The following is a 22,752-nucleotide window of genomic DNA, read 5'->3' as shown; positions in this document are numbered from 1 at the left end:
CAAGTCGGGCCGCCACCCTGAGCGGGCGCGCTGGGTGACTGGGGGTGTCGAGGTCGGGGCGGTGACCGCTCACCGTCCCGACCTCGACCGTGCTCAGCCCGCCAGGTCCTCCCGCGCCAGGTCCTCCCGCGTCGCGGCGCGGTTGCCGGTCGCGTGGACCAGGATCAGGCCGACCGAGGCGATCAGGAAGTTCTGCAGCGCCGCGTTCAGCCCGTTCCAGTCCGACGACTGCCACATGAGGAACCACTCGCCGCCGATGGCGATGAACCCGCCCCCGAACAGCAGCACCTGCATCACCCAGCCCGCCGAGGACAGCCGCCGCGCGGTCGTCACCCGGCCCCTCAGCCACGCCACCAGCGCCGCCAGCAGCACCAGCGCGGTCAACGCCTCCCAGGCGATGATCAGCAGGTAGGCCGCGGTGACCAGACCCTGCGCGGTGATCGCGCGCCACATCGTGTTCGACGACTTGAACGTGGTGTCCATCGCGAACACGTGCTCGACGAACGCGCGGTTGGTCTCGTAGTCGGTGACGTTGCCCAGCACCACGAGGCTCATGTACAGCGCGGTGATCGCGGTGACCACCGCGATCGCCGTCTCCGGGCTCCCCACCCGTGCCAAAAAACGCATGGTCGGAACTTAGTCACTCCGGTCGGGAAATCCATGAGGACCAGTGCCAGGACCCGGTCCGGCGCTGCGGGTTGACGCAGGCCCCGCCCGCGAACCGAGCGTTCGGGCACCGCGAACCGAGCGTTCGGGCACCGTGGCGGACGCTGCCCCCCAGCCAAGTCGCCCGGAGCAACCTCCGTGCGACCCCTCGCGTGTACCAGGCGTCGCAGTGTTGTCACGCAGAGGAGAGAAATGCGGAGAAAACGTCGCCTCTACGCGGTGCTGGGGTGTCTCACCGCCGCGCTCGTCAGCCTTCCGGGGGTGAGCGCCGCGCGAGCGGACCAGCCGGATCGGGTGCCCGTGGAACGCCTGACCGACACCAGGTCGGACCGGGTGCTCCGCGAGGGCACCCACACCGGGCCGACCGATCCGGCCACGCGACTCACCGCCCAGGTGTTCTTCAGGGGCGATGCCAACGGCCTGGCCGACTACGCGCGCGCGGTGTCCGACCCGGCCGACCCCCGCTACGGCCGGTTCCTGACACCCGAGCGGACACGTGCCCGCTTCGGTCCCGCGCGGCAGCGGATCGACGCGGTCACCGCCTGGCTGCGCGACACCGGTCTGGCCGTCGACGCGGTCAGCTCCCTGGGCGTCGTCGTGAGCGGAACCGTCGCCCAGGCGACCGCCGCCTTCGGCACGCGGTTCGCGAACTACACCCTCGGCGGGACGCCGTACCGCGCGGCGGTGGACCCGATCACCGTGCCCGCCGACGTGGCGGCCGACGTCCTCGCCGTCACCGGGCTCACCGCGGGCAAGCCCGGCAAGCCCGACATCCCCGTGTCCAGCGGTGCCCTCCCGGCGAACCGCACGCCGGACGAAGCCGCGCGCCGAACCGCCGCGCCGACCAACCCCTGCCCCGCCCACTTCGGCGACACCCCGGCCACCGACCTCCCGCCCGCCTACGGGCGTCCCGCCCAGTGGGCTCCGTGCGGCTACACGCCGAAGCAGGTGCGCGACGCCTACGGGATCACCGGCACCGGGCTGACCGGCAGAGGCGCGACCATCGGCATCATCGGCTCCAGCTACGAGGTCAACGCGCTGGCCGACGCGAACCGCTTCGCCGCCGAGCACGGTGAGCCCACCCTCGCGCCGGGGCAGTTCACCGCGCACGTCGCGCCTGGCGCGAGCACGGCCGATGTCAGCGGCGAGTTCGCCATGGACATCCAGGCCGCGCACGCGATGGCGCCGGAGGCGAACATCGCCTACGTGGTCGGTTCGAGGACTCAGTGGGGAGATCCGGTGCTGGACGCGATCGCCACCATCGTGGACCGGCGGCTGGCGGATGTCGTGTCGGGCTCGGTCCTCAGCGGCTTCACCCCCGGCTGGGCGCCCGACGCGATCGCCGCGTACGAGCGCCTGTTCCAGGAGGCGGCCGTCGAGGGCATCACGTTCGCTTTCGCCAGCGGCGACTCGGGCGGTGGCCTCGTCGACGGTGTGCGGACCGTCGAGTACCCGTCGTCCAGCCCCTGGGTCACCGCGGTGGGCGGCACCACCCTGGCCATCGGCCCGCGGAACAGCCACCTGTGGGAAGTCGTCTGGGCGACCGAGTACACCGACCTGGCCGCGGACGGCACGCGCTGGGACCCCGAACCACCCGGCCACCAGGAGAAGGCGACCGGCGGCGGCGTCAGCACCGTGTTCGGCCAACCCTTCTACCAGCGCGGTGTCGTGCCCGCGACCTTCGCGGGCAGCCCGCGGGGGCGCGCCATTCCCGACGTCTCCGCCCTCGCCGACCCGGACCTCGGTCTGCTCATCGGGTTGACCCAGTACGACCTCGACGGCAACCAGGGCTACGTCGAGGAGAACGGTGGCGGCACCAGCCTGGCGTCTCCGCTGTTCGCGGGCGTCGCGGCCCTCATCGTGCAGGCCAGGGGTCCGCTCGGCTTCGCGAACCCGGCGCTCTACGCGCGTCAGCACCAGTTCCGCCGCGTCCACGACAACCCGGCGGGAACACCGGACACGATCGCGTTCGCCGTCAACCGCCACGGCTCCGTCAGGCTGGTCACCCCCGGCCAGTACGAGAACGCCAACCTCGACTTCGCCCCCGGCTACAACACGGCGACCGGCCTCGGCTCACCGACCCGAGAGCTGATCGACTCGTTCCGGGGCACGCCTCAGCCGCAGGGCGGTTCGTAGTCCAGTTGCGGCAGGTGCTTGCGCCAGACCTCCTCGGTCATCACGCCCTTGGTCTTGGCGCAGATCCGGTCGATGGTGCGCTGCTGGTCCAGGTCCCACAGCCGGACGGTGCTGTCGGTGCTGGTGGACATCAGCAGTTTGCCGTCGGGGCTGTAGTCCAGGTCCCGCAGCGCACCCTCGTGCCCCTCCAGCACCTGGTCCAGCGACTCGGCGCGGGAGGGCGTGGCCAGGTTCCACAGCCGCAGCGTCCGGTCGGCGCTGCCGCTGGCCAGGGTGTGCCCGCCGGGGTGGAACGCGAGCGCGACCACCGCCTCGGAGTGCCCGGTCAGCGCGTCGCCCAGCGGCCGGGGGTGGGCCGGGTCGCCGATGTCCCACAGCCGGATCGTCTTGTCGTCGCTGCCGGTGGCCAGCACGCGGCCGTCGGGGCGGATGTCGCCGGAGCGCACCGGACTGGTGTGCCCCTCCAGCGGGTCGCCCAGCGGCTTGGCGGCGGCCGGGTCGGTGACGTCCCACAGCCGGATGGTCTGGTCGGCGCTGCCGGTGATCAGGGTCCGGCCGTCCGGGGTGAACTGCGCGAAGTGCACGTAGCCCTGGTGGCCCAGCAGCGGCGGTCCGAGTTCGCGCGGGTGGGCGCGGTCGCTGATGTCCCACAGCCGCACCGAGGTGTCGTCGTCGCCGGTGGCCAGCACGCGGCCGTCGGGGCGGAACGCGATCGGCGAGCTGTAGCGGGTCCGCAGCCGCAGCGGGTCGCCCAGCGGTGTCGGCGCCCTGGGGTCGGTCAGGTCCCACAGCCGCACGCTGGTGTCGCTGGCGCTGGCCATGGTGCGGCCGTCGTCGCTGATCGCCAGCGCCCACACCACGTCGTCCTGCTCCGGCGCGCCGGGCTCGACGCCGCGAGGGGAGGTCGGGTCGGACACGTCCCAGATCCGCAGCGTGCGGTCCTCGCTGCCGGAGATCAGGGTCTTGCCGTCGGGGGTGATGCGCGGTCCGATGGTGCGCGCGGAGTGGCCGACCAGCACCGTCTTGGGCAGCGACCACAGCCGCACCACGTGGTCCTGGCTGCCGGTGGCCAGGGTGTGGCCGTCCGGGCTGAACCCCACCGCGTAGACGATGCCGTTGCGGCCCGCCATGGGCGTGCCCAGGGACAGCACCTGCGCCGGGTCGGTCACGTTCCACAGCCGCGTGGTGCCGTCCTCGCTGCCGGAGGCCAGCAGGTTGCCGTCGGGGCTGAACGCCACCGACCACACCCCGCCCTTGTGCTCGGTCAGCGGTTTGCCCACCGGCCGGGGGGAGGCCGGGTCCGAGACGTCGAACAGCCGCACCGTGCGGTCCTCGCTGCCCGCGGCCAGGGTGCGGCTGTCGGGGCTGAACGCCACCGAGTGCACGGTGCCGTCGAACCCGGTCAGCGGGGTGCCGGTGGGCCGGGGCCGGTCGCGGTCCAGCACGTTCCACAGCACCACGGTGGTGTCGTCGCCGCCGACCGCGAGCAGCGCGCCGTCGGGGCTGAACGCGATCGAGCGGACCGGTGCCGAGTGCAGGCCCAGCGGTTGGCCGAGCTGCCGGGGCGCGGCCGGGTCGGTGACGTCCCACAGCCGGGCGTTGTGGTCCTCCTGGGCGGTGGCCAGGGTGCGGCCGTCGGGGGAGAACGCCAGCAGGTAGATGGTGCCGCCGCGGCCCTCCAGCGGCGGGCCCAGCGCGCGGGGCGCGGCGGGGTCGGTGACGTCCCACAGCCGCACCGTGCCGTCGTTGCCCGCGGTGGCCAGGGTCCTGCTGTCGGGGCTGAACACCGCGGAGCTGACCCACTCGCGGTGCCCGACCAGCGGTTGGCCCAGCGGTTTGGGGTCGTCCCGGTCGCGCACGTCCCACAGCCGCACGGTGTTGTCGTAGCTGGCGGTGGCCAGCGTCCTGCCGTCCGGGCTGAACGTGGTCAGGTACACCGCGCCCTGGTGCCCCGCCAGCGGGGTGGCCAGCGCGGTGACCTGGGTGGACAGCAGCCGCTTGACCACCGACTGGTCCTGCGGCCGCATCCGGTGCGCGGCCAGCGCCAGCTGCGCCGACAGCGACGGGTCGGTCTCCTGCAGCCGGTCGGCCTCGGCCACGACCTGGCGGAACACCGCGTCGTCGCGCTGCCGCACGGCCACCACGGCGGCGGTGGCCGCGATCAGCGCCAGCACCACCACCGCGGCCACCGCGCTGCGCCTGCCCCAGGTGGCCCGCTTGCGGTGCTGGGTGGACACGGCCAGGAAGTCCTGCGCGGTGCCGGTCAGCCCGCCGGGGCCGACCGCGTCGGCCCAGTGCCGCGCGGTCTCCAGCCGGGCGCCCCGGTACAGCAGCGAGGAGTCCCGGTCGTGCGCGGCCCAGCTCGCCGCGTCCTCCTCCAGGCGCTGGCGCAGCAGCTGCCCCTCGCGGTCCTGGTCGATCCAGCCGCGCAGCCGGGGCCACGCCTGCAGCAGCGCCTCGTGGGTGATCTCCACCGAGCCCGCGTCCAGGGTCACCAGCCGGGCCCTGGCCAGCACCTCCAGCGCCTCCTCGCCCGCGGCGCGGTTGGCGGCCTGCTCGACCAGCTCGTTGCGGGTGGACCGGCGCCGGGTGTCCTGGGTGTCCTCGCCGACGCGCACCAGCCGCAGCAGCAGCGGGCGGGCGGCCTGCTGGGCGGACGGGTCCAGGTCGGCCCAGGCGCGTTCGGCGGTGGCCGCCACCGCGCCCTGGATGCCGCCCGCCGCGCGGTAGCCCGCGATGGTCAGCTTGCCCGCCTGCCTGCGCTGCCAGGTGGCCAGCAGCGCGTGCGACAGCAGCGGCAGCGCGCCCGCGTCGTAGGCGCCCTGGCCGCGGGTGGGGGCGCGTCCGCTGCGCACGCCCAGGTCGCGCAGCATCAGCTCGACCAGCCCCGGCTCCAGGTGCAGGCCCGCGGCCTTGGCCGGGCGCGACACCGCCTCGCGCAGTTCGGCCGAGGTCATCGGGCCGAGCACCATCTGCCGGTCCTGCAGCGCGTCGGCCAGTTCCGGGTAGGCCAGGCAGCGGCCGTAGAAGTCGGCCCGCACGCCGAGCACGACCAGCGCGGGCGGGGCGCCGCCGGGCACCGCCGGGGTGCTGGCGGCGTTGAGGGCGTGCACGAAGACCTGCACCAGGCTCTCGTCGCCGCACAGCGTGAACGCCTCTTCGAACTGGTCGACCACCAGCACGACCCGCTCGGCGCCGTGCCGCGCGGCGTAGGCGGCGAACGCGGCGCGGATGCGCCCGGCGTAGCGCAGCACCCCCAGCAGCGCTTGGCCGGGGAACGACTCCGCCCCGGCGGGTTCCTGGTCCGCGCCCTCGGCGCGCAGCGCCACCCGCAGGACGTCGGCCAGTTCGGGAATGTGCCTGGACAATTCCGCGAGGGGATCGGCCCCAGGCGTCATGACCACCGCGGGCCATTTCTCCGAACCGGTCACGGGAAGGGCGCCCTCGCGAATCGCGGGAATCACCCCGGCGCGCACCAGTGATGATTTTCCGGCGCCCGAGGCGCCGACCAGCATCACGATTCCGCCGGTTTCCGCGGCGCTGCCCAGGCGGGACACCAGGGCGGCCGTGCTGCGTTGTCTGCCGAAGAACCAGTTGGCGTCCTCGGATTGGAAGGCGGCCAATCCGCGGTAGGGGCAGACGCCGATTTCCCCGGTGCTGGGAGGCTCTTCCTCCTCGGCCGCGGCGACCGGGCTGGACAGCGCTTGCTCCCACAGCGAGTGCCACGCTTCGAGGTCGTACAGGCCGGGTGCGGCGGGCTGCGGGTGGGTCTTGCGGGCCTCGCCGATGAGGACTTCGAGGACTACCGAGAGTGCTGAGAACCGGGCCGGGACGTTGCGCCCGCGCCGCCAGTCGCTGACCCGCTGGGCGCTCGCCCTGACCGGTCGGCCGCGCTCGTCGGCGCGCCGGGCGCGGGCCACCGACTCGGTCACCCGCTTCAGGGGAGGATCGCCCGCCTCGGCGTAGAGCAGCGCGAACCGCTCCGCGAAAACCGCCCGCGACCCCGACCCCCGACCGGAACTCGCCATCCGCAGCTGGCCTCCTCGCGTCCGGCCTTCCGGACCGGAAAACCGGGTGTGAGCGCATGAACTGGTCGTTTGCCGACCGGCGGTACCCCCTTGGGACCACCCTAACGACTCGCGCTGCCAAGGTGGTCCTGACGGCGTGCTGACGTCGTCGGGTTGTGCGAAGGGACCGGACAAAGTGGTTTCGCAGGCAACTATCACGGCGAGGGGTTCATCGTTCGCCGAGGAGTCCTGGGGGTCTTCTCGGCGGTGCGCACCGGACCGGCCCGCGCGCTGGAACGGTGCGGCGACCTTCCTCGCCCACCGGGGGTAAGGGGGATCGACCGGCTTCCCGCCGGTGACGATCCGTGACAGCCGGGAGTGGCCCGGCGCGGCGGGGTCCGCGGCCCCGCGAGACCGGGTGATCACCGCACGGCGCGGTGCGGTGATCACCTCGTTCCCCTCCCTGTCGCATTTCCGCCGGCCACCGGCGTCCGCCTGCCCGATGCTGGTGCCGTGCACGAAGACGCGGAACGCTGCGCCAGGGCCGTCAAGGCGAGGGACGCCCGATTCGACGGGTGGTTCTTCACCGCCGTCGTGACCACCCGGATCTACTGCCGCCCGAGTTGTCCGGTGGCGCCGCCCAAAGTCGAGAACATGCGTTTCTACCCGAGTGCGGCGGCGGCCCAGCAGGCCGGATTCCGCGCCTGCAAGAGATGCCGCCCGGACGCCAGTCCGGGTTCTCCGCTGTGGCACCACCGCGCCGATTCGGTGGCCAAGGCGATGCGGTTGATCGCCGATGGCGTGGTCGACCGGGAAGGTGTGCCGGGTCTGGCCGCGCGGCTGGGTTACAGCGTTCGACAGGTCGAGCGGCAATTGGTGGCCGAGCTGGGCGCGGGGCCGCTGGCGCTGGCGCGGGCGCAGCGCGCGCAGACCGCCCGGTTGCTGATCGAGACCACCGCGCTGCCGATGGCCGAGGTCGCGCTCGCGGCCGGGTTCGCCAGCGTCCGGGCGTTCAACGAGACGGTGCGCGAGGTCTTCGGCCTGTCCCCGACCGAGCTGCGCGCGCGGCGGCGGGGTCCGGCGGGCGGCGTGCCGGGGGTGCTGTCGCTGCGGTTGCCCTTCCGCGCGCCGCTGCACCCGGACAACCTGTTCGGCCACCTGGCCGCGACCGCGGTGCCGGGCGTGGAGGAGTGGCGGGACGGCGCGTACCGCCGCACGCTGCGGCTGCCGCACGGGCACGGCGTGGTGTCGCTGCGCCCTGGGGGCGACCACGTGGCCTGCCTGCTGGCGCTGGCCGACCTGCGCGACCTGTCCATCGCGATCGCCCGGTGCAGGCGGATGCTGGACCTGGACGCCGACCCGGTGGCGGTGGACGAGCAGCTGGCGGCGGACCCGCTGCTGCGGCCGCTGGTGCGCCGCGCGCCGGGCAGGCGCGTGCCGGGCACGGCGGACGCCGAGGAGTTCGCCGTGCGCGCGGTGCTCGGGCAGCAGGTGTCCACCGCGGCGGCGCGCACGCACGCGGGCAGGCTGGTGCTCGCCGCTGGTGAGCCGGTGCCCGACGACGGCGGGCTGACCCACCTGTTCCCCACGCCCGCCGCGCTGCTGGAGCTGGACCCGTCGGCGCTGGCGGTGCCAGGGGCGCGGCGGGACGCGTTCACCGGGCTGGTGCGGGCGCTGGCCGAGGGGCGGATCGACCTGGGGGCGGGCGCGGACTGGGCCGAGGCGCGGGCCGGGCTGGCCGCGCTGCCCGGCCTGGGCCCGTGGACGGTCGAGGTGATCGCCATGCGGGCGCTGGGCGACCCGGACGCCTTCATCCCGTCGGACCTGGGCGTCCGCGCCGCCGCGCGCGCCCTCGGCCTGCCCGCCACGCCCGCGGCGCTGACCGGGCGCGCCAGGGCGTGGCGCCCGTGGCGGGCCTACGCCGTCCAACACCTCTGGGCCACCGGTGACCACGCGGTCAACCGGCTGCCCGCCTGAAGGACCTCCAGGGAGCCACTGATGACGCACACCACGGTCGACAGCCCGGTCGGCCCGCTGACGCTGGTCGCGACGGACGGCGCGCTGTCCGGCCTCTACATGACCGACCAGCGCTACCGGCCGGACGACGCGACGTTCGGCGAGCCGGACGCCGAGCCGTTCGGCGAAGCGGTCGCCCAGCTGGCGGAGTACTTCGCGGGCGAGCGCACGTCGTTCGACCTGCCGCTGTCCTTGCGCGGCACGCCGTTCCAGCGGACCGTGTGGTCCGCGCTGCGCGAGATCCCCTACGGGGAGACGGTGTCCTACGGCGAGCTGGCGCGGAGCATGGGCAGGCCGACCGCCGCGCGGGCGGTCGGCCTGGCCAACGGGCGCAACCCGATCGGCATCATCGTGCCGTGCCACCGGGTGATCGGCTCGACCGGCGGCCTGACCGGCTACGGCGGCGGGCTGGACCGCAAGCGGCACCTGCTGGACTTCGAGCGCTCGCTCAGGCGCTGACCGGCTGCGCGGCGGGCCGGGGGCCGCGCTTGCCCGGCCGCTGCAGCCACCACTCGGCCACCAGCAGCGGGATCACCCAGCCCGCCCACGCGGACAGGCCCGCGATCGCCTGCGTGAGCGCGACCTCGCTGCCGCCGAAGGTGGTCTCCAGCCCTGGCGAGAGCACGATGACCCCCACGGCGGTCCACAGCCGGTTGCTGATGATCGACGCGGTGAGCGCGAAGCTGCGGATCATCCACCGCCGGTGGTCGGCGAACCGCCGTCGCCGGGCGGCCCGGTAGCCCGCGACCGTGAAGGCCAGCCACAGCAGGCCCATCAGCACGTTGCTGACCTGGGTGTTGGGCCCGAAGGGGCTGACCGAGCCGACCGCCACCGCCAGCACCCCGGCGGGCAGCACGCCCGCGAGGACGTAGACGCGGCCGATCCGCCGGTGCGCCACCGGGAAGCGCTGCCGGAACCACGGCCACACCTGGACCACGCACGTGGTCAGCGCGATGGCGCCGAAGACGACGTGGCCGACCAGGGCGGGGTAGTGCCACGTGTGGTCGCCCGGCTGCGGGACGCGCGACTGGGCCCGGTCCAGCGACAGGTAAGGGGGCAGCGAGAACGCCACGAAGGCCACCACGACGAACGCGAACGGCGCGACCCACGGGCGCCGGTACCACTTGGTCCTCATGCCGCCACGGTCGTCGGCGGCGCTGACCGCGCGCGCACCGAGCGCTGACCACCGACAACAAGCGCTGTCTTGACAAATAAAATTGTCGGTAGCAGGCTGTGTCGCGTGATGGACGTTGCGGTGATCGAGGACCCGGCCGCGGCCGAGGTCTCCCTGGACCCGGTGCGCGCCCGGCTGCTGGCCGAGCTGGCCGAACCGGCGTCGGCGACGGCGCTGGCGGCCAAGGTGGGGCTGCCCAGGCAGAAGGTGAACTACCACCTGCGCGCCCTGGAGCGGCACGGCCTGGTCGAGCTGGCCGAGGAGCGGCGGCGGGGCAACGTGACCGAGCGCGTCATGCGCGCCACGGCGGCCTCCTACGTGATCTCCCCGGTCGCGCTGGCCGCCGTCCAGCCCGACCCGGCCCGCTCGCCGGACCGGCTGTCCGCGCGCTGGCTGCTGGCCGTGGCCGCGCGGCTGGTGCGCGACGTCGGCGACCTGGTCACCGGGGCCGCCAGGGCGGGCAAGCGGGTGGCCACGTTCGCGCTCGACGGCGAGGTCCGCTTCGCCTCCGCGGCCGACCGGGCGGCGTTCGCCGAGGAGCTGGCCGCGTCGGTCACCGCCCTGGTGGCCAAGTACCACGACGAATCCGCCGCGGGGGGACGCGCGCACCGCGTCGTCGTCGCGGTGCACCCGAGCACCGGCAAGGAGCGCTGACATGGGGCGGGAGTTCGAGGCCGTCAACGAGGTCGAGCTGGACGGCGTGACACCGGAGCAGGTGTGGCAGGCCATCGCCACCGGGCCGGGCATCGACTCGTGGTTCATGGGGCGCAACGAGGTCGAGCCGGGCGTGGCGGTGCGCTCGGCGTTCGGCGGCTACCAGCCGACCCACCCGATCACCGCCTGGGAACCGGGGGAGCACCTGGCCTACGGCGGCGAGAAGGCCCCGGACGGGCGGTTCGTCGCCTACGAGTTCCTCGTCGAGGGCCGCGACCGCGGCAGCACCGTGCTCCGCATGGTCACCAGCGGCTTCCTCCCCGGCGACGACTGGGAGGACGAGTACGAGGCGATGCTGGCGGGCGGCGAGATGTTCTGGGCCACCCTGGTGCAGTACCTGCGGCACTTCGCGGGCCGCGCCGCCACGCCCGTCACCGCGTTCGGCCCGCCGGTGGCCGACTGGGCGGCCACCTGGACCGCGCTGGGCCGCGCGCTGGGCCTGGACCGGCCCGCCGAGACCGGCGACCGCGTCCGGCTCGACGGCGCGGACGGGGTCGTCTACTTCGCCAACGCGCAGACCGTCGGCGTGCGCGCCGAGGACGCCCTCTACCGGTTCTTCCGCGGCGCGCAAGGCGGCCTGACCGCCATGCACCACTTCTTCACCCCCGTCGACGCCGACACCGAGCGGGTGTGGGCTTCCTGGATCGGAGACCTGTCGTGACCACCTTCGCCACGTCCGCGGACGGCACCCGGATCGCTTGCGGTGCAACGGGTTCCGGCCCGGCTGTGATCATCGTGGACGGTGCCCTGTGCTCGCGCGGGTTCGGCCCGAGCGCCAAGCTCGCCGAAGCGCTCGCGCCGCACTTCACCGTCCACACCTACGACCGGCGCGGTCGCGGCGAGAGCGGCGACACCCGGCCCTACGCCGTCGAGCGCGAGGTCGAGGACCTCGCCGCCCTGGTGGAACTGGCGGGCGGCCGGGCGCACCTGGTCGGCGTGTCCTCCGGCGCGGTGCTGGCGCTGGAGGCCGCGCACCGCGGCGTGCCGGTGGACAAGCTGGCCCTCTACGAGGCGCCGCTCGTCGTGGACGGCACGCACGAGCCGATGGACCCGGAACTGCCCGCGCGGATGGCGGCCCTCATCGCGGCCGACCGCCGAGGTGAGGCGGTGAAGACCTTCATGCGCTGGGTCGGCACGCCCGCCCTGGTCACCGCCGTGCTGCCGATCATGCCGCCGTGGAAGAAGCTCACCGCCGCCGCGCCCACCCTGTCGCACGACATCGCGCTGGTGTCGGAGTTCCAGCACGGCGAGCCGATCCCGGCGGGCCGGTGGGACGGGGTCAAGGCGCCCGTGCTGGTGCTGGCGGGCGGCAAGAGCCCGGAGTACATGCGCAACTCCCAGGCCCAGCTGGCCGAAGTGCTGCCGGACGCGGAACTGCGCGTGCTGCCCGGCCAGACGCACATGGTGAAGGCGAACGTCCTGGGGCCGGTCCTGGTCGACTTCCTCGCCCGCTGAAAACCCCCTACCGGGTGCGGAATCGGCGGTTTCGGCGGTGCGCGAGGAGCCGATCCTGTCTCCGTCCTGCCATCCCCAGCACGAGAACGGAGCGGGTCGTTGACGACCGAGGAGCTGTTCAGCCACCTGGAGACCCCCGAGCCGCAGGCGCCGATCGCCCAGGTCGAGCAGCCGCGCTCCTACGAGGGCCTGTTCCGGGAGCCCGGCGCGCCCGCGGGCGGCGGCGCCCACCGGTGACCGCCCCCGCTCACCGCGCCCCGCGCGCGGCGACGCGCTCGCGGTGGTGGCGGGGCCGGACCGCCTCGTCCACCACCGCCACCGCCAAGTCCGAATAGGACAGTGCCGCGCCGCCTGCTTCCTCGCCGCCGAGGCGGTAGCGCCCGGTCCGCTCGCCGGTGAACAGCTCGGCGGGCGGGGTGAGCACCACCCAGTCCACGCCGGTGGCCGAGGCGCGCAACCGCGCCAACCCGTCGGCGTGCGCTTGCGCGAACGCCCTGAGCTCCGGTGGGAACAGCGCCGGGTCGTCCATCACCAGGCCGCCGCCGGGCGCGCGCAGGTCGGCGAAGAGCCCGACCGCCACCAGCCTGGGCACCCCCGAGGCCAGCAGCGCGTCGGCCGCCTTGGTGAAGAAGGCCCGGTCCCAGTCGCCCGCCACCTGGTGCGGACCGGTGACGGGGGTCGCGGCCTGCACCGCCGCGTCGTGCCCGGCCACCAGCTCCGCGACCGAGCGCGGGTCCGTGACGTCCCCGCGCACGCCGGGGTGCCGCCGCGGGTCGCGCACCACGGCCGTCACCTCGTGCCCCCTCGCCCTCGCCTCGTCCACCACCGCGCGACCGGCTCGCCCGCCCGCGCCGAAGACCACGATCCGTCCCATGGGACGGACGCTAGGGCCACCCCCGCCGGTCACTTCAAGGAAACTGGGCCGGGTGAGCCTCGACCCCGACATGTTCCCCTCGTACTGCCCGTCGTCGGTGCCGGTCCGGATCGGCGACAAGTGGACCGGCATGGTGATCCGCTGCCTGGAGGGCGGACCGCGCCGCTTCGGCGAGCTGCGCGTGCCGCTGCGCCGCGTCACGCCGAAGGTGCTCACCGAGACGCTGCGGGCGATGGAGCGCGACGGCCTGGTCACGCGCACCGCCCACGACGAGAACCCGCCGAGGGTGGTGTACGAACTGACCGGGCTGGGGCGCGGCCTGCTGCCGCTGATCGACGCCGTGGGGACGTGGTGCGAGAACAACCTCGACGCGCTGCTGCGCGCCCGCGAGCGGCATCAGGGCTTGCGGCCCACCGCGCCCGCGATGCAGTAGGACACCGCGTCCAGCGGGGTGAGGTTCGGGCCGTCCGGCCACCAGTCGGCGCAGATCACCAGGCCGGGCGGCACCAGTTCCAGGCCCTCGAACAGCTCCTCCAGCTCCCGGCGGGTGCGGAACCGGCCGCTGCCCATCGGGCTGTGCAGGAAGGTCTCCTCCATGCGCCGCGCGATGGCGCTGTGCTCCTCGGTCTCCGGGTCGAAGAAGTGGCTGATGCCGACGTAGGAACCGGAGGGCAGGGCCTCGATGTACTCGGCCATGATCTCCCGCACGGTGGGCGACTCGCCGTTGTAGTGGTGCAGCGTGCCCATCTGCAGCAGCGCCACCGGCTCGCTGAAGTCGATGTGCTCGCGCACCACCGGGTCCTCCAGGGTCTCGCGCGGGTTGAAGATGTCCGCCGCGGAGAAGTGCGTCCGGTCGTTCTCCTCCAGCAGCGCGCGGCCGTGCGCGAGCACCACGGGGTCGTTGTCCACGTAGACCACCCGCGCTTCCGGGTTGATCCGCTGCGCCACCTGGTGGGTGTTCTCCGCGGTGGGCAGGCCCGAGCCGCAGTCGAGGAACTGGGTGATGCCGGTGCGGGCGGCCAGGAACCTGGTGGCGCGGATGAGGAACTGCCGGTTGTCCACGGCCAGGGTGGACGCCTCGGGCGCCACCCGCCGCACCCGGCGCAGCACTTCCCGGTCGATCTCGTAGTTGTCCTTGCCATCGAGGAAGGCGTCGTAGACCCTGGCGATGCTGGCTTTCGAGGTGTCGATGTAGGCGGGAGCGGGAGCGTCCGACGACGGACCGCGCATGAGGTGACCTCTCAGAGCGTTCGGGGCGGCAGCTGTGCACCACGGGACGACCGCGGAGTCCATCGGGCAGGAACCTGTCGAGCGGCGCTGGACGAGCGGTCGTGGGTGTACGTTCGGCGACGATGCGATTTCACCCTTCACCACCGCAACCGCTGTTCGGGTGGGAGTAGTCCAGAGGGAGGATCTGCCATGACCACGGATGACCCCTCCCGCTCGGGTGATCGGGACACCGGCCCGACCGCGCTGCGCATCGTGCTCGGCGCCCAGCTGCGCAGGCTCCGGGAGGCCGCGGGCCTGTCCCGCGCCGAGGCGGGCTACCAGATCCGCGGCTCCGACTCCAAGATCAGCAGGTTGGAGCTGGGCCGGGTCGGTCTGAAGGTCCGCGACGTGACGGACCTGCTGACCATGTACGGGATGACCGACGAGGACGCGCGGGAGAAGTTCCTGGCGATGGTCCGCCGGTCCAACGAGCCCGGCTGGTGGCACCGCTACAGCGACCTGATGCCGGACTGGTTCCAGGACTACGTCGGGTTGGAGGAGGCGGCCGCCCGCATCCTGACCTACGAGACGCAGTTCGTGCCCGGCCTGCTGCAGACCGAGGACTACGCCAGGGCCATCGCCAGCCACGGCCGGGCGGAGCTGGCCACGGCGGAGGTCGAGCGGCGCGTCAAGCTGCGGATGGACCGGCAGAAGATCCTGTGGCGGCCGACCGCGCCGCGGTTGTGGGCGGTGATCGACGAGTCGGTGCTGCACCGGCCGATCGGCGGCAGGCGGGTGCTGCGCGAGCAGCTGGACCACCTGCTGGAGGTCACCGAGCAGCCGCAGGTCACCCTGCAGGTGGTGCCGTACGAGTTGAGCGGGTACGCCGCGGAGGGGCCGTTCTCCGTGCTCCGGTTCGGCGAGCCGGACCTGCCCGACATCGTCTACGTCGAGCACCTGGCGGGCGCGCTCTACCTGGACAAGCGCGAGGAGCTGGAGATGTACGGCCGGGTGTTCGATCGGCTGACCGTGGACGCCGAGACGCCCGATCGGAGCAGGCAGCTGCTCGCGAAGCGACGCGCTGAGCTTTAGCGTTTTCCTCCTTGAGGGGGAGATTCCGCCGCTGCGGTTGCACGTGCGTTTACCCGTGCACCAACCGGTGCTAGCGTCCGTGCACGCTCAAATGCACGTGCAGATGCAACCTCGACCGAGGTAGGTGGGTGTTGATGATCACCAAGGCCCGCAACGGTGTGTCCGCTACCGAGCTGCGCGGAGTCGACTGGCGCAAGAGCACCCACAGCGGCGCCGTGGGCAACTGCGTGGAGCTCGCCGAAGTCGATCACGACGCCATCGCCCTGCGCAACTCCCGCTTCCCGGAGGGGCCCGCGCTGGTCTACACCCGCGCCGAGATCGCCGCCTTCGTCGCGGGCGCCAAGGACGGTGAGTTCGATGACCTCATCGGCTGATGCCTCCCGCACGACCTGGCAGCTGCGCCAGCTGATCAACCGGGGCTTCCAGTTCCTGCACCCGCGCAACGCGCGCGGCGAGCTGACCGCCGTGGTCGGCGTGCGAGCCCACGGCACCGTCATCGACGTGGTGCGACTGCACACCGAGGACGACGCGCTGGCCATGCGGGTGCCCGAGGACGAGGCGAACCTGTTCTCGCCCACGCGGTTCGCCTGGCGCAGGCGCGGCCCGGCCGCCGCGGTGCTGGAGGAGCTGCTGGAGCTCCCGGACGACCGCACCCCCTGATCTCCGACGAACCGACCTGGGGAGAGGCGTCAGGGGACGGGCCCACCGCGCTCCGGCCCGTCCCGTGCTCCCCGTTCGTCGCGGCCGCGGCGGTGGTCGTCGCCGGTCCTGCTCCGCCCAGGGCCCCGCTCGCGGTGACGACCACCGCTGCGGCGGAAGTCGAGTTGTCCACAGCCCTGTCCACAGCTGTGGAAGGATCGAACAGGCGTTCGACCGGAGCGTGTCGCCCCGTTCGGGTGAACCTGATCGTCCGTTCGCGCACCGTCCGTGAGAAGTCGCCGCAGTGGGAATCTCATCGGGTTGGTATTTTGGAATTAATCCACCGGTAATCACCATGGCCATTTGATCGGCAGCCGGAACGGATTGCCAAGCGCTTTCGCCTGGTGGATGCTGCCGCCATGGACCGCCCTTTCCCGTCGCGCCGCCGCGCGCCGGGCCGCCGCCGCGGGGTCGCCGATCCGCTGGCCGCGCGGGGCTCCGCGCCGCTGGGCCGCCCGGTGTCCGCACCCCGTGTCGAGGATCGTCGACGCGGCGTCGAGCGCCCCGGACCGCCGGGGGAGGCCCTCGCAGGCGGTCCGGTGAATGCGTCGCCGTCCACGGGCGGGCACGTCACCCGCGCGTCGCGCGCGTGGGCGGTGGCGAGCCGCGCCGCGCCGGGGGAGCGCCCGTCCGCCGAGCGCCCGCGCCCGCGATCACTCCCCCGAAGGGATGACTTCGAACAGGTCCTCGAAGCGCAGGGGCGCCAGCGCCACCAGTGCGCCGCCGATGAACGCCGGGCCGGGTTTGAGGTAGCCGTCGACCACTCTCGTCACCGTGGACCGGTTGACGTCCATCGCCTTGGCCAGGGCGTAATCGGAGCGGAAACCCGCCCGTCGCGCGGCCTCGGTGAACGCCTCGGCGCGCAGCTTGATGGTGTTCGGCATTGCCGTCCCGTGCTGTGTGGACACCCAACGTCCGGTGTGTGCGCGGACAGTAGCGCATGGTGGACGTTGCGTGCGCGCACGTAACATGTCGGCCCGTGGCCGCAGAGGAGAGCACCCCGTCGTCCTGGTGGCAGTACGTCCAGGCCAACTTGGACAACCAGGGCTGGACCACCGGCGACCTCGCGCGGCACACCGGCATCGACCGCAGCCGCTTCACCGACTGGCGGCGGGGCCGCAGCGTCTCCATCGAGAACGCGCGCACGATCGCCCGCGTCTTCGGCGCCAGCCCGCTGGAGGTGATGGTGGCGGCGGGCCTGCTCACCGAGCAGGAGGCCCAGCTGCGCCGCACCCGGCCCGACCCGGCGGCGCTCACCGACGAGGAGCTGCTGGCCGAGCTGGGCCGCCGCCTCCGGCGCGCGGACGGCAAAGTCTGAGCGGGTAATTGGAAAATTCACTTCTCCAGGCGAATTTCCCGCGCGCTTGCGTCGGTTGTCGTACCCTGACCGCGTGCGAAAAGGCGCGGGAGATCAACTGGGACTCGCTGCCGCCCTGGTGCGCTCCGCATTTTTAGTGAATTCCGCGTACGCCGACGTGGGCCGCAGGCTCGGGCTGACCGCGCAGCAGGGGCAACTGCTGTGCGTCCTGATGCTCCAGCCCTACGGCATGGGCGAGCTGGGCGAGGTGCTCGGACTGGCGAAGTCCAGCCTCACCGGGCTGGTCGACCGCAGCGAGCAGCGCGGGCTGGTGCGCCGCGAGCAGGACCCGCTGGACGGCCGCGCGGTGCGGGTGGCGCTGACCGCGAAGGGCGCGGGGGTGGCGGGCAACTTCCACGCCGAGGCGCGCAGGCGGATCGAGGCGCTGCCCGCCTGCCTGGACGAGGACGACCGGCGCAGGCTGGCGGAGCTGCTGAGCCGGGTGGTGGCGGACAACCGGGTGCCCGCGGTCTTCGCGACCTCCGACGAGAGCGGCCCCTGACCGGGACTGGACGGCGGGTTCAGGGCTGCGCTGGGTGATCGTCCCGATGCGATGGCGCCCACCCGCTGCTTGGCTTCGGGGCATGAACTCCCTGGGCGCTCTCGCTCTGGCGGCGCTGGTGGCCGCACCGGCCCCCGCCGCGCCGACCGCCACCCTGCCGGAGCCGACCGGTCCGCACCCGGTCGGGATCACCGAACTGCACCTGGTCGACCACACCCGCCAGGACCCGTGGGTGCCCGGCGCGGTGCGGGAGCTGGTGGTCGACATCCGCTACCCGTCCTCGCGCACCGGCGAACCGGCCCGGTTCACGCCGCCGCCCGTCGCCGAGGTCGTGGCCGCCGAGGATGCCGCGGTGGTGGGCGTCGACCCCGGCGAGCTGGACTACACCTTCCCCACGCACTCCTCCGCCGGCACGCCCGCGATCGGCCGCCACCCCGTCGTGCTCTACTCACCCGGTCGCGGCGTGTCCCGCGCGTTCGGCACCGCGCTGGCCGAGCAGCTGGCGAGCCGGGGCTACGTGGTGGTCTCCCTCGACCACACCCACGAAGCGCCCGCCGTGGCGTTCCCCGACGGCAGGGTGGCCCGGCGCGCCCTGCCGCCGTCGAGCGTCGAGGTGTCCAAGCGGATCATGGCGACCCGCGTCCAGGACACCCGGTTCGTCCTCGACCAGCTCGACGTCCTGGCCGGGGGAGGCAACCCCGACGCCGCGCGGCGTGCACTGCCGCGCGGGCTGGGGCGGGCGCTGGATTTGTCCGAGGTGGGCATGTTCGGCCACTCCGGCGGCGGGTTCACCGCCGGGGAGACCATGGTGTCCGACCGCCGGATCGACGCCGGGGCCGACCTCGACGGCAGCATGGGCTACTCCCAGTCCGACCGCGACTTCGGCCGAGTCGCCGACGAGGGGCTCGACCGGCCGTTCCTGCTGATGAGCGCGGGCGACCACAGCGCCGCCTCCGACGCCTCCTGGCAGGAGTTCCTGCGCAACCATCGGGGGTGGAGCCGCCAGCTGCACATTCCGGCGGGGGAGCACTTCACCTACACCGACCACCAGGCGCTGCTGCCCGGCCTGGTCGCGCGCCTCGGACTGGACCCGGCCGTGGTCCACCCCATCATCGGGACCGTGGACCCGGTGCGCGCTCTTGCGGCCCAGCGGGCCTACCTGACCGCGTTCTTCGACCAGCACCTGCGGCACAAGCCGCAGCGGCTGCTGGACGGCCCGTCCGCCGCTCACCCGGACGTGCGATTCCTCGGGTGAGCGGCGGTTTCCAGAACCGGTTTCACAGCGCGGGTTTCACAGCTCCTGCCGCACTTCCTCCAGCACCGCACCGGAGGCGTCCCGGACGACGAGCCGCACCACCGTCGAGCCCGCCTCGTTCAGCGTGATCCCCGGCAGGACCACCGAACCCGCCACCGGAGCGGCCGTCACATCGGCGTCGTCCGGGCCCTCGACGGTCACCGACGCGACGCGCGGGTCGGTGGGCACGGCGATCACGGCCACGGTGTTCGAGCTGGTGTAGGCGGTTCCGCTCTCGTCGCGGGAGTCGACGAAGCCGTGGAAGACCCGCACGCCGCGCAGGGTCGCGCCGGACACCTGAGGCTTCCTCCCCAGGTCGTGCACCTGGACGGTCCGGTCCTGGTGGCACAGCAGCAGGAGGTCGCCGTAGTGGCCCAGCTGCGCGGACTCGGCCGCGCCCAGCGCGACCGCCTGCCCGGCCCGCCAGGCGGCGGGGTCCGGCACCGGCCTGCCGTCCAGGCACTCGCCCAACCGGCGTCCCTCGGCGCTGTCGCGCTCCTCGGGGGCGCGAGGCCGGTCCACGACCGCCGGGGACGGCGGCGGCGTGGCCAGCTCGAACCGCTGGACCAAGTCGGCCGCGCCGGTCACCTCGGGCTGCGCGACCACCGGCCCCGTCGGGAGGAAACCGTTGGGCACCAAGAAGATCCGGCCGGACCGCGCCGCGACGGCCCGCCGGTCCGCCGCCCGGTCCCCGGCGAGGGTGAAGGGGCGCGGGTCGTCCCCGGTGAACCCGGCCAGCGAGCCGGTGGACGTGGTGAACGCCAGGGTGAGCGCGCCCGGATCGGCCACCGGCGGCGACACGGTGACCGAGGCCGGGGTGGTCTCGCAGAACACGGTCCCCGCCCCGGTGCCGAACGCCATCACGTCCACGCCGTGGCGGGAGGCCGTGGCGACCGGGGTCCACCCCTCGACCGGCGGCAGCCCGGTGCCCCCGGCGTGGCAGCGCCGCGCCGCGCCCTCCGGAACCGACCCGGTGCGCAGGTCGTAGTCGGAGCCGGCGTCGGACAGCGCCAGTTCCGGGATGTCGGCGCGGCTCGCGGCGGTCGACGCCGTCCCGTCGCGGTCAACGAGCTGCACCGCCAGCGCGGTCGTGGCGGCCACGGCCACCGCGACGGCGGCGACCTTGAGCGGCAGCCGACGCGGGGGCGGCGCGTCGAAACCGGCGCGCAGGCGGGTGAGCGCGGCGTCGCGCACGCCGTCGGGCAGCGGACTGCCGGGCGGCAGGTCCAGGTCAGTCATCGGGGTCCTCCTCGATCATGGCGCGCAGCCGGGCGCGGGCGCGCGAGGTCCGGGAGCGGACGCTGGCCTCGGCGATGCCGAGCAGCCGCGCCGCGTCGGCCGTGGAGACCTCGCCGAGCAGGCACAGCCGGACGACTTCCCGCTCGGCGCGCGGCAGGCGGTCCACGGCGGCCAGCACGCGCCGCAGGCGGCGCTCGGCGAGGTCGCCCTCGGCGACCGCGTCGGCGTGGTCGCGCTCGGCGGGGGTGCGGGACAGCAGTTGGCGCAGCGCTGCTCGCCGCGCGACGGCCCGCCGCTCGTCGCGGGCCAGCCTGGCGGTGACGGTGAACAGCCACGGGCGGGCCGAGTCCCTGGTCAGCACCGCCCTTCCCCTGGTGCGCCAGGCGTTGAGGAACGCGGTGGAGAGCAGGTCGTCGGCCTGCGACCAGGACGCGGTGAGCCGGTAGGCGTAGTTCCACACGGCCTCGGCGTGCCGCTGGAACAGCTCGGTGAACGCGGCGTGCGCCTCCGGCCCGCTCGCCGCGACGCGGTTCCACAGGTCGGCGTCGGACTCGGGAGGGGGGCCTGTGCCGGGGGCGCTGTCCAATGCCGACACCCCGCTCGACTCCGTCGAAGCTTGCGTCATGCACTGTATGAGGGCGCGCGGCGGGCAGTGCTGCGGCGCGGCCGTATGCCTTGGGTCACACCCCTGACGTGGCAGGATGCGCTGGTGACCAGCAGACCTACCGCCGAGCAGCGCCTGGGCGACCTGGCGCTGCTGCGTCGCGTCCGCGACCGGATCGACCGCGAGTACGCGCAGCCGCTGGACGTCGAGGCGCTCGCCCGCGGCGTGAACATCTCCGCCGGGCACCTGAGCCGCCAGTTCCGGCTGGCCTACGGGGAGTCGCCCTACTCCTACCTGATGACGCGGCGCATCGAGCGGGCGATGGCGCTGCTGCGCCGCGGCGACCTCAGCGTCACCGAGGTCTGCTTCGCGGTCGGCTGCTCGTCGCTGGGCACCTTCAGCACCCGCTTCTCCGAGCTGGTCGGCATGTCGCCCAGCGCCTACCGGCGCGAGGCCACGCGCGCGACCGAGGGGCTGCCGTCGTGCGTGGCCAAGCAGGTAACCAGACCGGTCAGGAATCGAGAAGCGCGGGCCGCCTGGCCGCGCCTAGCGTGACCGCCATGGACATCACCATCCACACGAGCTTCCTGCCGCACGACGACCCGGAGGCGTCGCTGGCCTTCTACCGGGACGTCCTGGGCTTCGAGGTCCGCAGCGACGTCGGGCAGGGCAGGATGCGCTGGATCACGGTCGGCCCGGCCGGTCAGCCGGACACCTCCATCCTGCTCGCGCCGCCCGACGCCGACCCCGGCATGACCGAGGACGAGCGCCGCACCATCACCGAGATGATGGCCAAGGGCACCTACGGCTGGATCCTGCTGGCCACCAAGGACCTCGACGCCACGTTCGAGAAGGTGCAGGCGGGCGACGCGGAGGTCGTCCAGGAGCCGACCGAGCAGCCGTACGGGGTGCGGGACTGCGCTTTCCGCGACCCGGCGGGCAACCTGGTCCGCATCCAGGAGTTGCGCTGAGCGGTGGGGCACCGGGGCAGGACCCCGGTGCCCCACGAGCGGCTACTCCTTCAGCGCGGCGAGCTGGATCAGGTTGCCGCAGGTGTCGTCGAGCACGGCGGTGACCACCGGGCCCAGGTCGGTCGCCTCCTGGGTGAACTCCACGCCCAGCCCCTTGAGCCGCTCGACCTCGGCGTGCACGTCGTCCACGGTGAACTGGGTGAACGGGATGCCATCGGCGACCAGTGCCTCCTTGAACGGGCGGGCCGCCGGGTGGGCGTCCGGCTCCAGCAGCAGCTCGACGCCGTCCGGGTCGGCGGGGGAGACCACGGTGAGCCAGCGGAACTCGCCCGCGGGCTGGTCGGTCTTCTTGGTGAAGCCCAGCTTCTCGGTGTAGAAGGCCAGCGCCTTGGCCTGGTCGTCGACGAACACGCTGGTGATGCTGACGCGGATCACGGGTTCGGTGCCTCCCTGTCGATGGGCCACCGCTCGACGATCGAGCGCAGCGGGCTCGTGTCGAGGTGGTGGAACTTGTACCGGCCCTGCCGCCGGGTGCGCACCAGCCCTGCTTGTTCGAGCACCGCGAGGTGCTGCGAGATGGCCTGCCGCGAGGAGCCCAAGCCGTGCTTCATGGTCAACCTGCTGCAGATCTCGAACAGCGTCTGACCGTCCTTCTCGGTCAGCTCGTCCAGGATGGTGCGCCGAGTCGCGTCACCGATGGCCTTGAACAGTTCGGCGTCGGCGTCCACCGGTCCAGTTATAGG

General features: G+C 73.5%; 26 protein-coding genes. 16 read left to right on the top strand and 10 right to left on the bottom strand.

Going from position 1 to position 22,752, the window contains the following annotated elements; genetic code table 11:
* Positions 1-93 precede the first annotated feature (93 nt).
* Positions 94-627, bottom strand: coding sequence for a DUF2165 domain-containing protein (locus tag IEZ00_RS00530; RefSeq protein WP_189221032.1), 534 nt, complete (start codon positions 625-627; stop codon positions 94-96).
* A gap of 300 nt (positions 628-927) precedes the next feature.
* Between IEZ00_RS00530 and IEZ00_RS00525 the strand changes: the two genes are divergently transcribed.
* A complete protein-coding gene (locus tag IEZ00_RS00525; protein WP_229794850.1) occupies positions 928-2,802 on the top strand; it encodes a S53 family peptidase in 1,875 nt (624 codons plus the stop codon).
* On the opposite strand, the gene IEZ00_RS00520 is transcribed toward IEZ00_RS00525, so the two are convergent.
* Positions 2,781-6,830, bottom strand: coding sequence for a WD40 repeat domain-containing protein (locus IEZ00_RS00520; protein WP_189221030.1), 4,050 nt, complete (start codon positions 6,828-6,830; stop codon positions 2,781-2,783). The genes IEZ00_RS00525 and IEZ00_RS00520 overlap by 22 nt on opposite strands.
* Positions 6,831-7,322: 492 nt before the next feature.
* Between IEZ00_RS00520 and IEZ00_RS00515 the strand changes: the two genes are divergently transcribed.
* Positions 7,323-8,786, top strand: coding sequence for a DNA-3-methyladenine glycosylase 2 (locus IEZ00_RS00515; protein ID WP_189221029.1), 1,464 nt, complete (start codon positions 7,323-7,325; stop codon positions 8,784-8,786).
* Positions 8,787-8,804: 18 nt separating this feature from the next.
* Positions 8,805-9,284, top strand: coding sequence for a methylated-DNA--[protein]-cysteine S-methyltransferase (locus IEZ00_RS00510; RefSeq protein WP_189221701.1), 480 nt, complete (start codon positions 8,805-8,807; stop codon positions 9,282-9,284).
* Here the strand turns inward: IEZ00_RS00510 and IEZ00_RS00505 are convergent.
* A complete protein-coding gene (locus IEZ00_RS00505; protein WP_189221028.1) occupies positions 9,274-9,960 on the bottom strand; it encodes a DUF2306 domain-containing protein in 687 nt (228 codons plus the stop codon). The two genes, IEZ00_RS00510 and IEZ00_RS00505, sit on opposite strands and share 11 nt — an antisense overlap.
* A gap of 105 nt (positions 9,961-10,065) precedes the next feature.
* Between IEZ00_RS00505 and IEZ00_RS00500 the strand changes: the two genes are divergently transcribed.
* From IEZ00_RS00500 to IEZ00_RS00485, 4 genes are all read left to right on the top strand, one after another.
* Positions 10,066-10,653, top strand: coding sequence for an ArsR/SmtB family transcription factor (locus IEZ00_RS00500; RefSeq protein ID WP_189221027.1), 588 nt, complete (start codon positions 10,066-10,068; stop codon positions 10,651-10,653).
* A gap of 1 nt (position 10,654) precedes the next feature.
* Positions 10,655-11,374 (top strand): SRPBCC family protein, encoded by a 720-nt coding sequence (locus IEZ00_RS00495; RefSeq protein WP_189221026.1) that lies wholly within the window; start codon positions 10,655-10,657, stop codon positions 11,372-11,374.
* Positions 11,371-12,168 carry an alpha/beta fold hydrolase gene (locus IEZ00_RS00490; protein WP_189221025.1) on the top strand — a complete coding sequence of 266 codons (798 nt, stop codon included), beginning with the start codon at positions 11,371-11,373 and terminating at the stop codon, positions 12,166-12,168. The genes IEZ00_RS00495 and IEZ00_RS00490 overlap by 4 nt, the downstream gene beginning before the upstream one ends.
* A 99-nt stretch (positions 12,169-12,267) precedes the next feature.
* A complete protein-coding gene (locus IEZ00_RS00485; protein WP_189221024.1) occupies positions 12,268-12,405 on the top strand; it encodes a hypothetical protein in 138 nt (45 codons plus the stop codon).
* Positions 12,406-12,415: 10 nt separating this feature from the next.
* On the opposite strand, the gene IEZ00_RS00480 is transcribed toward IEZ00_RS00485, so the two are convergent.
* Positions 12,416-13,042: an NAD(P)-dependent oxidoreductase gene (locus IEZ00_RS00480; protein ID WP_189221023.1), complete on the bottom strand. Its 627-nt coding sequence runs from the start codon at positions 13,040-13,042 to the stop codon at positions 12,416-12,418.
* 70 nt (positions 13,043-13,112) lie between these two features.
* Between IEZ00_RS00480 and IEZ00_RS00475 the strand changes: the two genes are divergently transcribed.
* Positions 13,113-13,475 carry a winged helix-turn-helix transcriptional regulator gene (locus IEZ00_RS00475; protein ID WP_189221700.1) on the top strand — a complete coding sequence of 121 codons (363 nt, stop codon included), beginning with the start codon at positions 13,113-13,115 and terminating at the stop codon, positions 13,473-13,475.
* Here IEZ00_RS00475 and IEZ00_RS00470 read toward each other — a convergent pair.
* Positions 13,439-14,272, bottom strand: coding sequence for an SAM-dependent methyltransferase (locus IEZ00_RS00470; RefSeq protein WP_189221022.1), 834 nt, complete (start codon positions 14,270-14,272; stop codon positions 13,439-13,441). The two genes, IEZ00_RS00475 and IEZ00_RS00470, sit on opposite strands and share 37 nt — an antisense overlap.
* Before the next feature lie 189 nt (positions 14,273-14,461).
* On the opposite strand from IEZ00_RS00470, the gene IEZ00_RS00465 reads away from it, so the two are divergent.
* The 3 genes from IEZ00_RS00465 (at position 14,462) to IEZ00_RS00455 (ending at position 16,003) form a co-directional block, all read left to right on the top strand.
* Positions 14,462-15,343, top strand: a complete 882-nt coding sequence (locus IEZ00_RS00465) for a Sco1979 family transcriptional regulator (protein ID WP_189221021.1) — start codon at positions 14,462-14,464, stop codon at positions 15,341-15,343.
* 134 nt (positions 15,344-15,477) lie between these two features.
* Positions 15,478-15,717: a DUF397 domain-containing protein gene (locus tag IEZ00_RS00460; RefSeq protein ID WP_189221020.1), complete on the top strand. Its 240-nt coding sequence runs from the start codon at positions 15,478-15,480 to the stop codon at positions 15,715-15,717.
* Positions 15,701-16,003, top strand: a complete 303-nt coding sequence (locus IEZ00_RS00455; protein ID WP_189221019.1) for a hypothetical protein — start codon at positions 15,701-15,703, stop codon at positions 16,001-16,003. The genes IEZ00_RS00460 and IEZ00_RS00455 overlap by 17 nt, the downstream gene beginning before the upstream one ends.
* 692 nt (positions 16,004-16,695) lie before the next feature.
* Here IEZ00_RS00455 and IEZ00_RS00450 read toward each other — a convergent pair.
* Positions 16,696-16,926 carry a transcriptional regulator gene (locus tag IEZ00_RS00450; RefSeq protein ID WP_189221018.1) on the bottom strand — a complete coding sequence of 77 codons (231 nt, stop codon included), beginning with the start codon at positions 16,924-16,926 and terminating at the stop codon, positions 16,696-16,698.
* Positions 16,927-17,021: 95 nt separating this feature from the next.
* On the opposite strand from IEZ00_RS00450, the gene IEZ00_RS00445 reads away from it, so the two are divergent.
* From IEZ00_RS00445 to IEZ00_RS00435, 3 genes are all read left to right on the top strand, one after another.
* Positions 17,022-17,360, top strand: a complete 339-nt coding sequence (locus IEZ00_RS00445; RefSeq protein WP_229794849.1) for a helix-turn-helix domain-containing protein — start codon at positions 17,022-17,024, stop codon at positions 17,358-17,360.
* A gap of 136 nt (positions 17,361-17,496) precedes the next feature.
* A complete protein-coding gene (locus IEZ00_RS00440; protein WP_306344634.1) occupies positions 17,497-17,901 on the top strand; it encodes a MarR family winged helix-turn-helix transcriptional regulator in 405 nt (134 codons plus the stop codon).
* 82 nt (positions 17,902-17,983) lie between these two features.
* A complete protein-coding gene (locus IEZ00_RS00435) occupies positions 17,984-19,156 on the top strand; it encodes an alpha/beta hydrolase family protein (protein WP_189221016.1) in 1,173 nt (390 codons plus the stop codon).
* 36 nt (positions 19,157-19,192) lie between these two features.
* On the opposite strand, the gene IEZ00_RS00430 is transcribed toward IEZ00_RS00435, so the two are convergent.
* Both IEZ00_RS00430 and IEZ00_RS00425 read right to left on the bottom strand, forming a co-directional pair.
* Complete coding sequence (locus IEZ00_RS00430; RefSeq protein ID WP_189221015.1) at positions 19,193-20,434, bottom strand: hypothetical protein; 1,242 nt, start codon at positions 20,432-20,434, stop codon at positions 19,193-19,195.
* The gene (locus IEZ00_RS00425; protein WP_189221014.1) at positions 20,427-21,059 is read right to left on the bottom strand and encodes an RNA polymerase sigma factor; all 633 of its coding nucleotides are present in this window, start codon (positions 21,057-21,059) and stop codon (positions 20,427-20,429) included. The genes IEZ00_RS00430 and IEZ00_RS00425 overlap by 8 nt, the downstream gene beginning before the upstream one ends.
* Before the next feature lie 45 nt (positions 21,060-21,104).
* Between IEZ00_RS00425 and IEZ00_RS00420 the strand changes: the two genes are divergently transcribed.
* Complete coding sequence (locus IEZ00_RS00420) at positions 21,105-21,593, top strand: helix-turn-helix transcriptional regulator (RefSeq protein ID WP_373293059.1); 489 nt, start codon at positions 21,105-21,107, stop codon at positions 21,591-21,593.
* A 5-nt stretch (positions 21,594-21,598) separates the two neighbouring features.
* Positions 21,599-22,009, top strand: a complete 411-nt coding sequence (locus tag IEZ00_RS00415; protein ID WP_189221012.1) for a VOC family protein — start codon at positions 21,599-21,601, stop codon at positions 22,007-22,009.
* Between the two features lie 42 nt (positions 22,010-22,051).
* Here the strand turns inward: IEZ00_RS00415 and IEZ00_RS00410 are convergent, their stop codons facing one another.
* Complete coding sequence (locus tag IEZ00_RS00410) at positions 22,052-22,444, bottom strand: VOC family protein (protein WP_276530085.1); 393 nt, start codon at positions 22,442-22,444, stop codon at positions 22,052-22,054.
* Positions 22,441-22,737 carry an ArsR/SmtB family transcription factor gene (locus IEZ00_RS00405; RefSeq protein ID WP_189221011.1) on the bottom strand — a complete coding sequence of 99 codons (297 nt, stop codon included), beginning with the start codon at positions 22,735-22,737 and terminating at the stop codon, positions 22,441-22,443. The genes IEZ00_RS00410 and IEZ00_RS00405 overlap by 4 nt, the downstream gene beginning before the upstream one ends.
* Positions 22,738-22,752: the final 15 nt, after the last annotated feature.

Source organism: Saccharothrix coeruleofusca, from assembly GCF_014648515.1.
GTDB classification, from domain to species: Bacteria; Actinomycetota; Actinomycetes; order Mycobacteriales; family Pseudonocardiaceae; genus Actinosynnema; species Actinosynnema coeruleofuscum.
The sequence above is the reverse complement of the archived record's forward strand: the minus strand, read 5'-3'. Positions and strand labels throughout refer to the sequence as shown.

Excerpts from the sequence above, each read along its gene's own strand:
- IEZ00_RS00530 (WP_189221032.1), bottom strand. The coding sequence starts at position 627 with ATGCGTTTTTTGGCACGGGTGGGGAGCCCGGAGACGGCGATCGCGGTG.
- IEZ00_RS00520 (WP_189221030.1), bottom strand. The coding sequence starts at position 6,830 with ATGGCGAGTTCCGGTCGGGGGTCGGGGTCGCGGGCGGTTTTCGCGGAG.
- IEZ00_RS00505 (WP_189221028.1), bottom strand. The coding sequence starts at position 9,960 with ATGAGGACCAAGTGGTACCGGCGCCCGTGGGTCGCGCCGTTCGCGTTC.
- IEZ00_RS00495 (WP_189221026.1), top strand. The coding sequence starts at position 10,655 with ATGGGGCGGGAGTTCGAGGCCGTCAACGAGGTCGAGCTGGACGGCGTG.
- IEZ00_RS00480 (WP_189221023.1), bottom strand. The coding sequence starts at position 13,042 with ATGGGACGGATCGTGGTCTTCGGCGCGGGCGGGCGAGCCGGTCGCGCG.
- IEZ00_RS00475 (WP_189221700.1), top strand. The coding sequence starts at position 13,113 with ATGTTCCCCTCGTACTGCCCGTCGTCGGTGCCGGTCCGGATCGGCGAC.
- IEZ00_RS00470 (WP_189221022.1), bottom strand. The coding sequence starts at position 14,272 with ATGCGCGGTCCGTCGTCGGACGCTCCCGCTCCCGCCTACATCGACACC.
- IEZ00_RS00465 (WP_189221021.1), top strand. The coding sequence starts at position 14,462 with ATGACCACGGATGACCCCTCCCGCTCGGGTGATCGGGACACCGGCCCG.
- IEZ00_RS00460 (WP_189221020.1), top strand. The coding sequence starts at position 15,478 with ATGATCACCAAGGCCCGCAACGGTGTGTCCGCTACCGAGCTGCGCGGA.
- IEZ00_RS00455 (WP_189221019.1), top strand. The coding sequence starts at position 15,701 with ATGACCTCATCGGCTGATGCCTCCCGCACGACCTGGCAGCTGCGCCAG.
- IEZ00_RS00450 (WP_189221018.1), bottom strand. The coding sequence starts at position 16,926 with ATGCCGAACACCATCAAGCTGCGCGCCGAGGCGTTCACCGAGGCCGCG.
- IEZ00_RS00435 (WP_189221016.1), top strand. The coding sequence starts at position 17,984 with ATGAACTCCCTGGGCGCTCTCGCTCTGGCGGCGCTGGTGGCCGCACCG.
- IEZ00_RS00430 (WP_189221015.1), bottom strand. The coding sequence starts at position 20,434 with ATGACTGACCTGGACCTGCCGCCCGGCAGTCCGCTGCCCGACGGCGTG.
- IEZ00_RS00425 (WP_189221014.1), bottom strand. The coding sequence starts at position 21,059 with ATGACGCAAGCTTCGACGGAGTCGAGCGGGGTGTCGGCATTGGACAGC.
- IEZ00_RS00420 (WP_373293059.1), top strand. The coding sequence starts at position 21,105 with ATGCCTTGGGTCACACCCCTGACGTGGCAGGATGCGCTGGTGACCAGC.
- IEZ00_RS00415 (WP_189221012.1), top strand. The coding sequence starts at position 21,599 with ATGGACATCACCATCCACACGAGCTTCCTGCCGCACGACGACCCGGAG.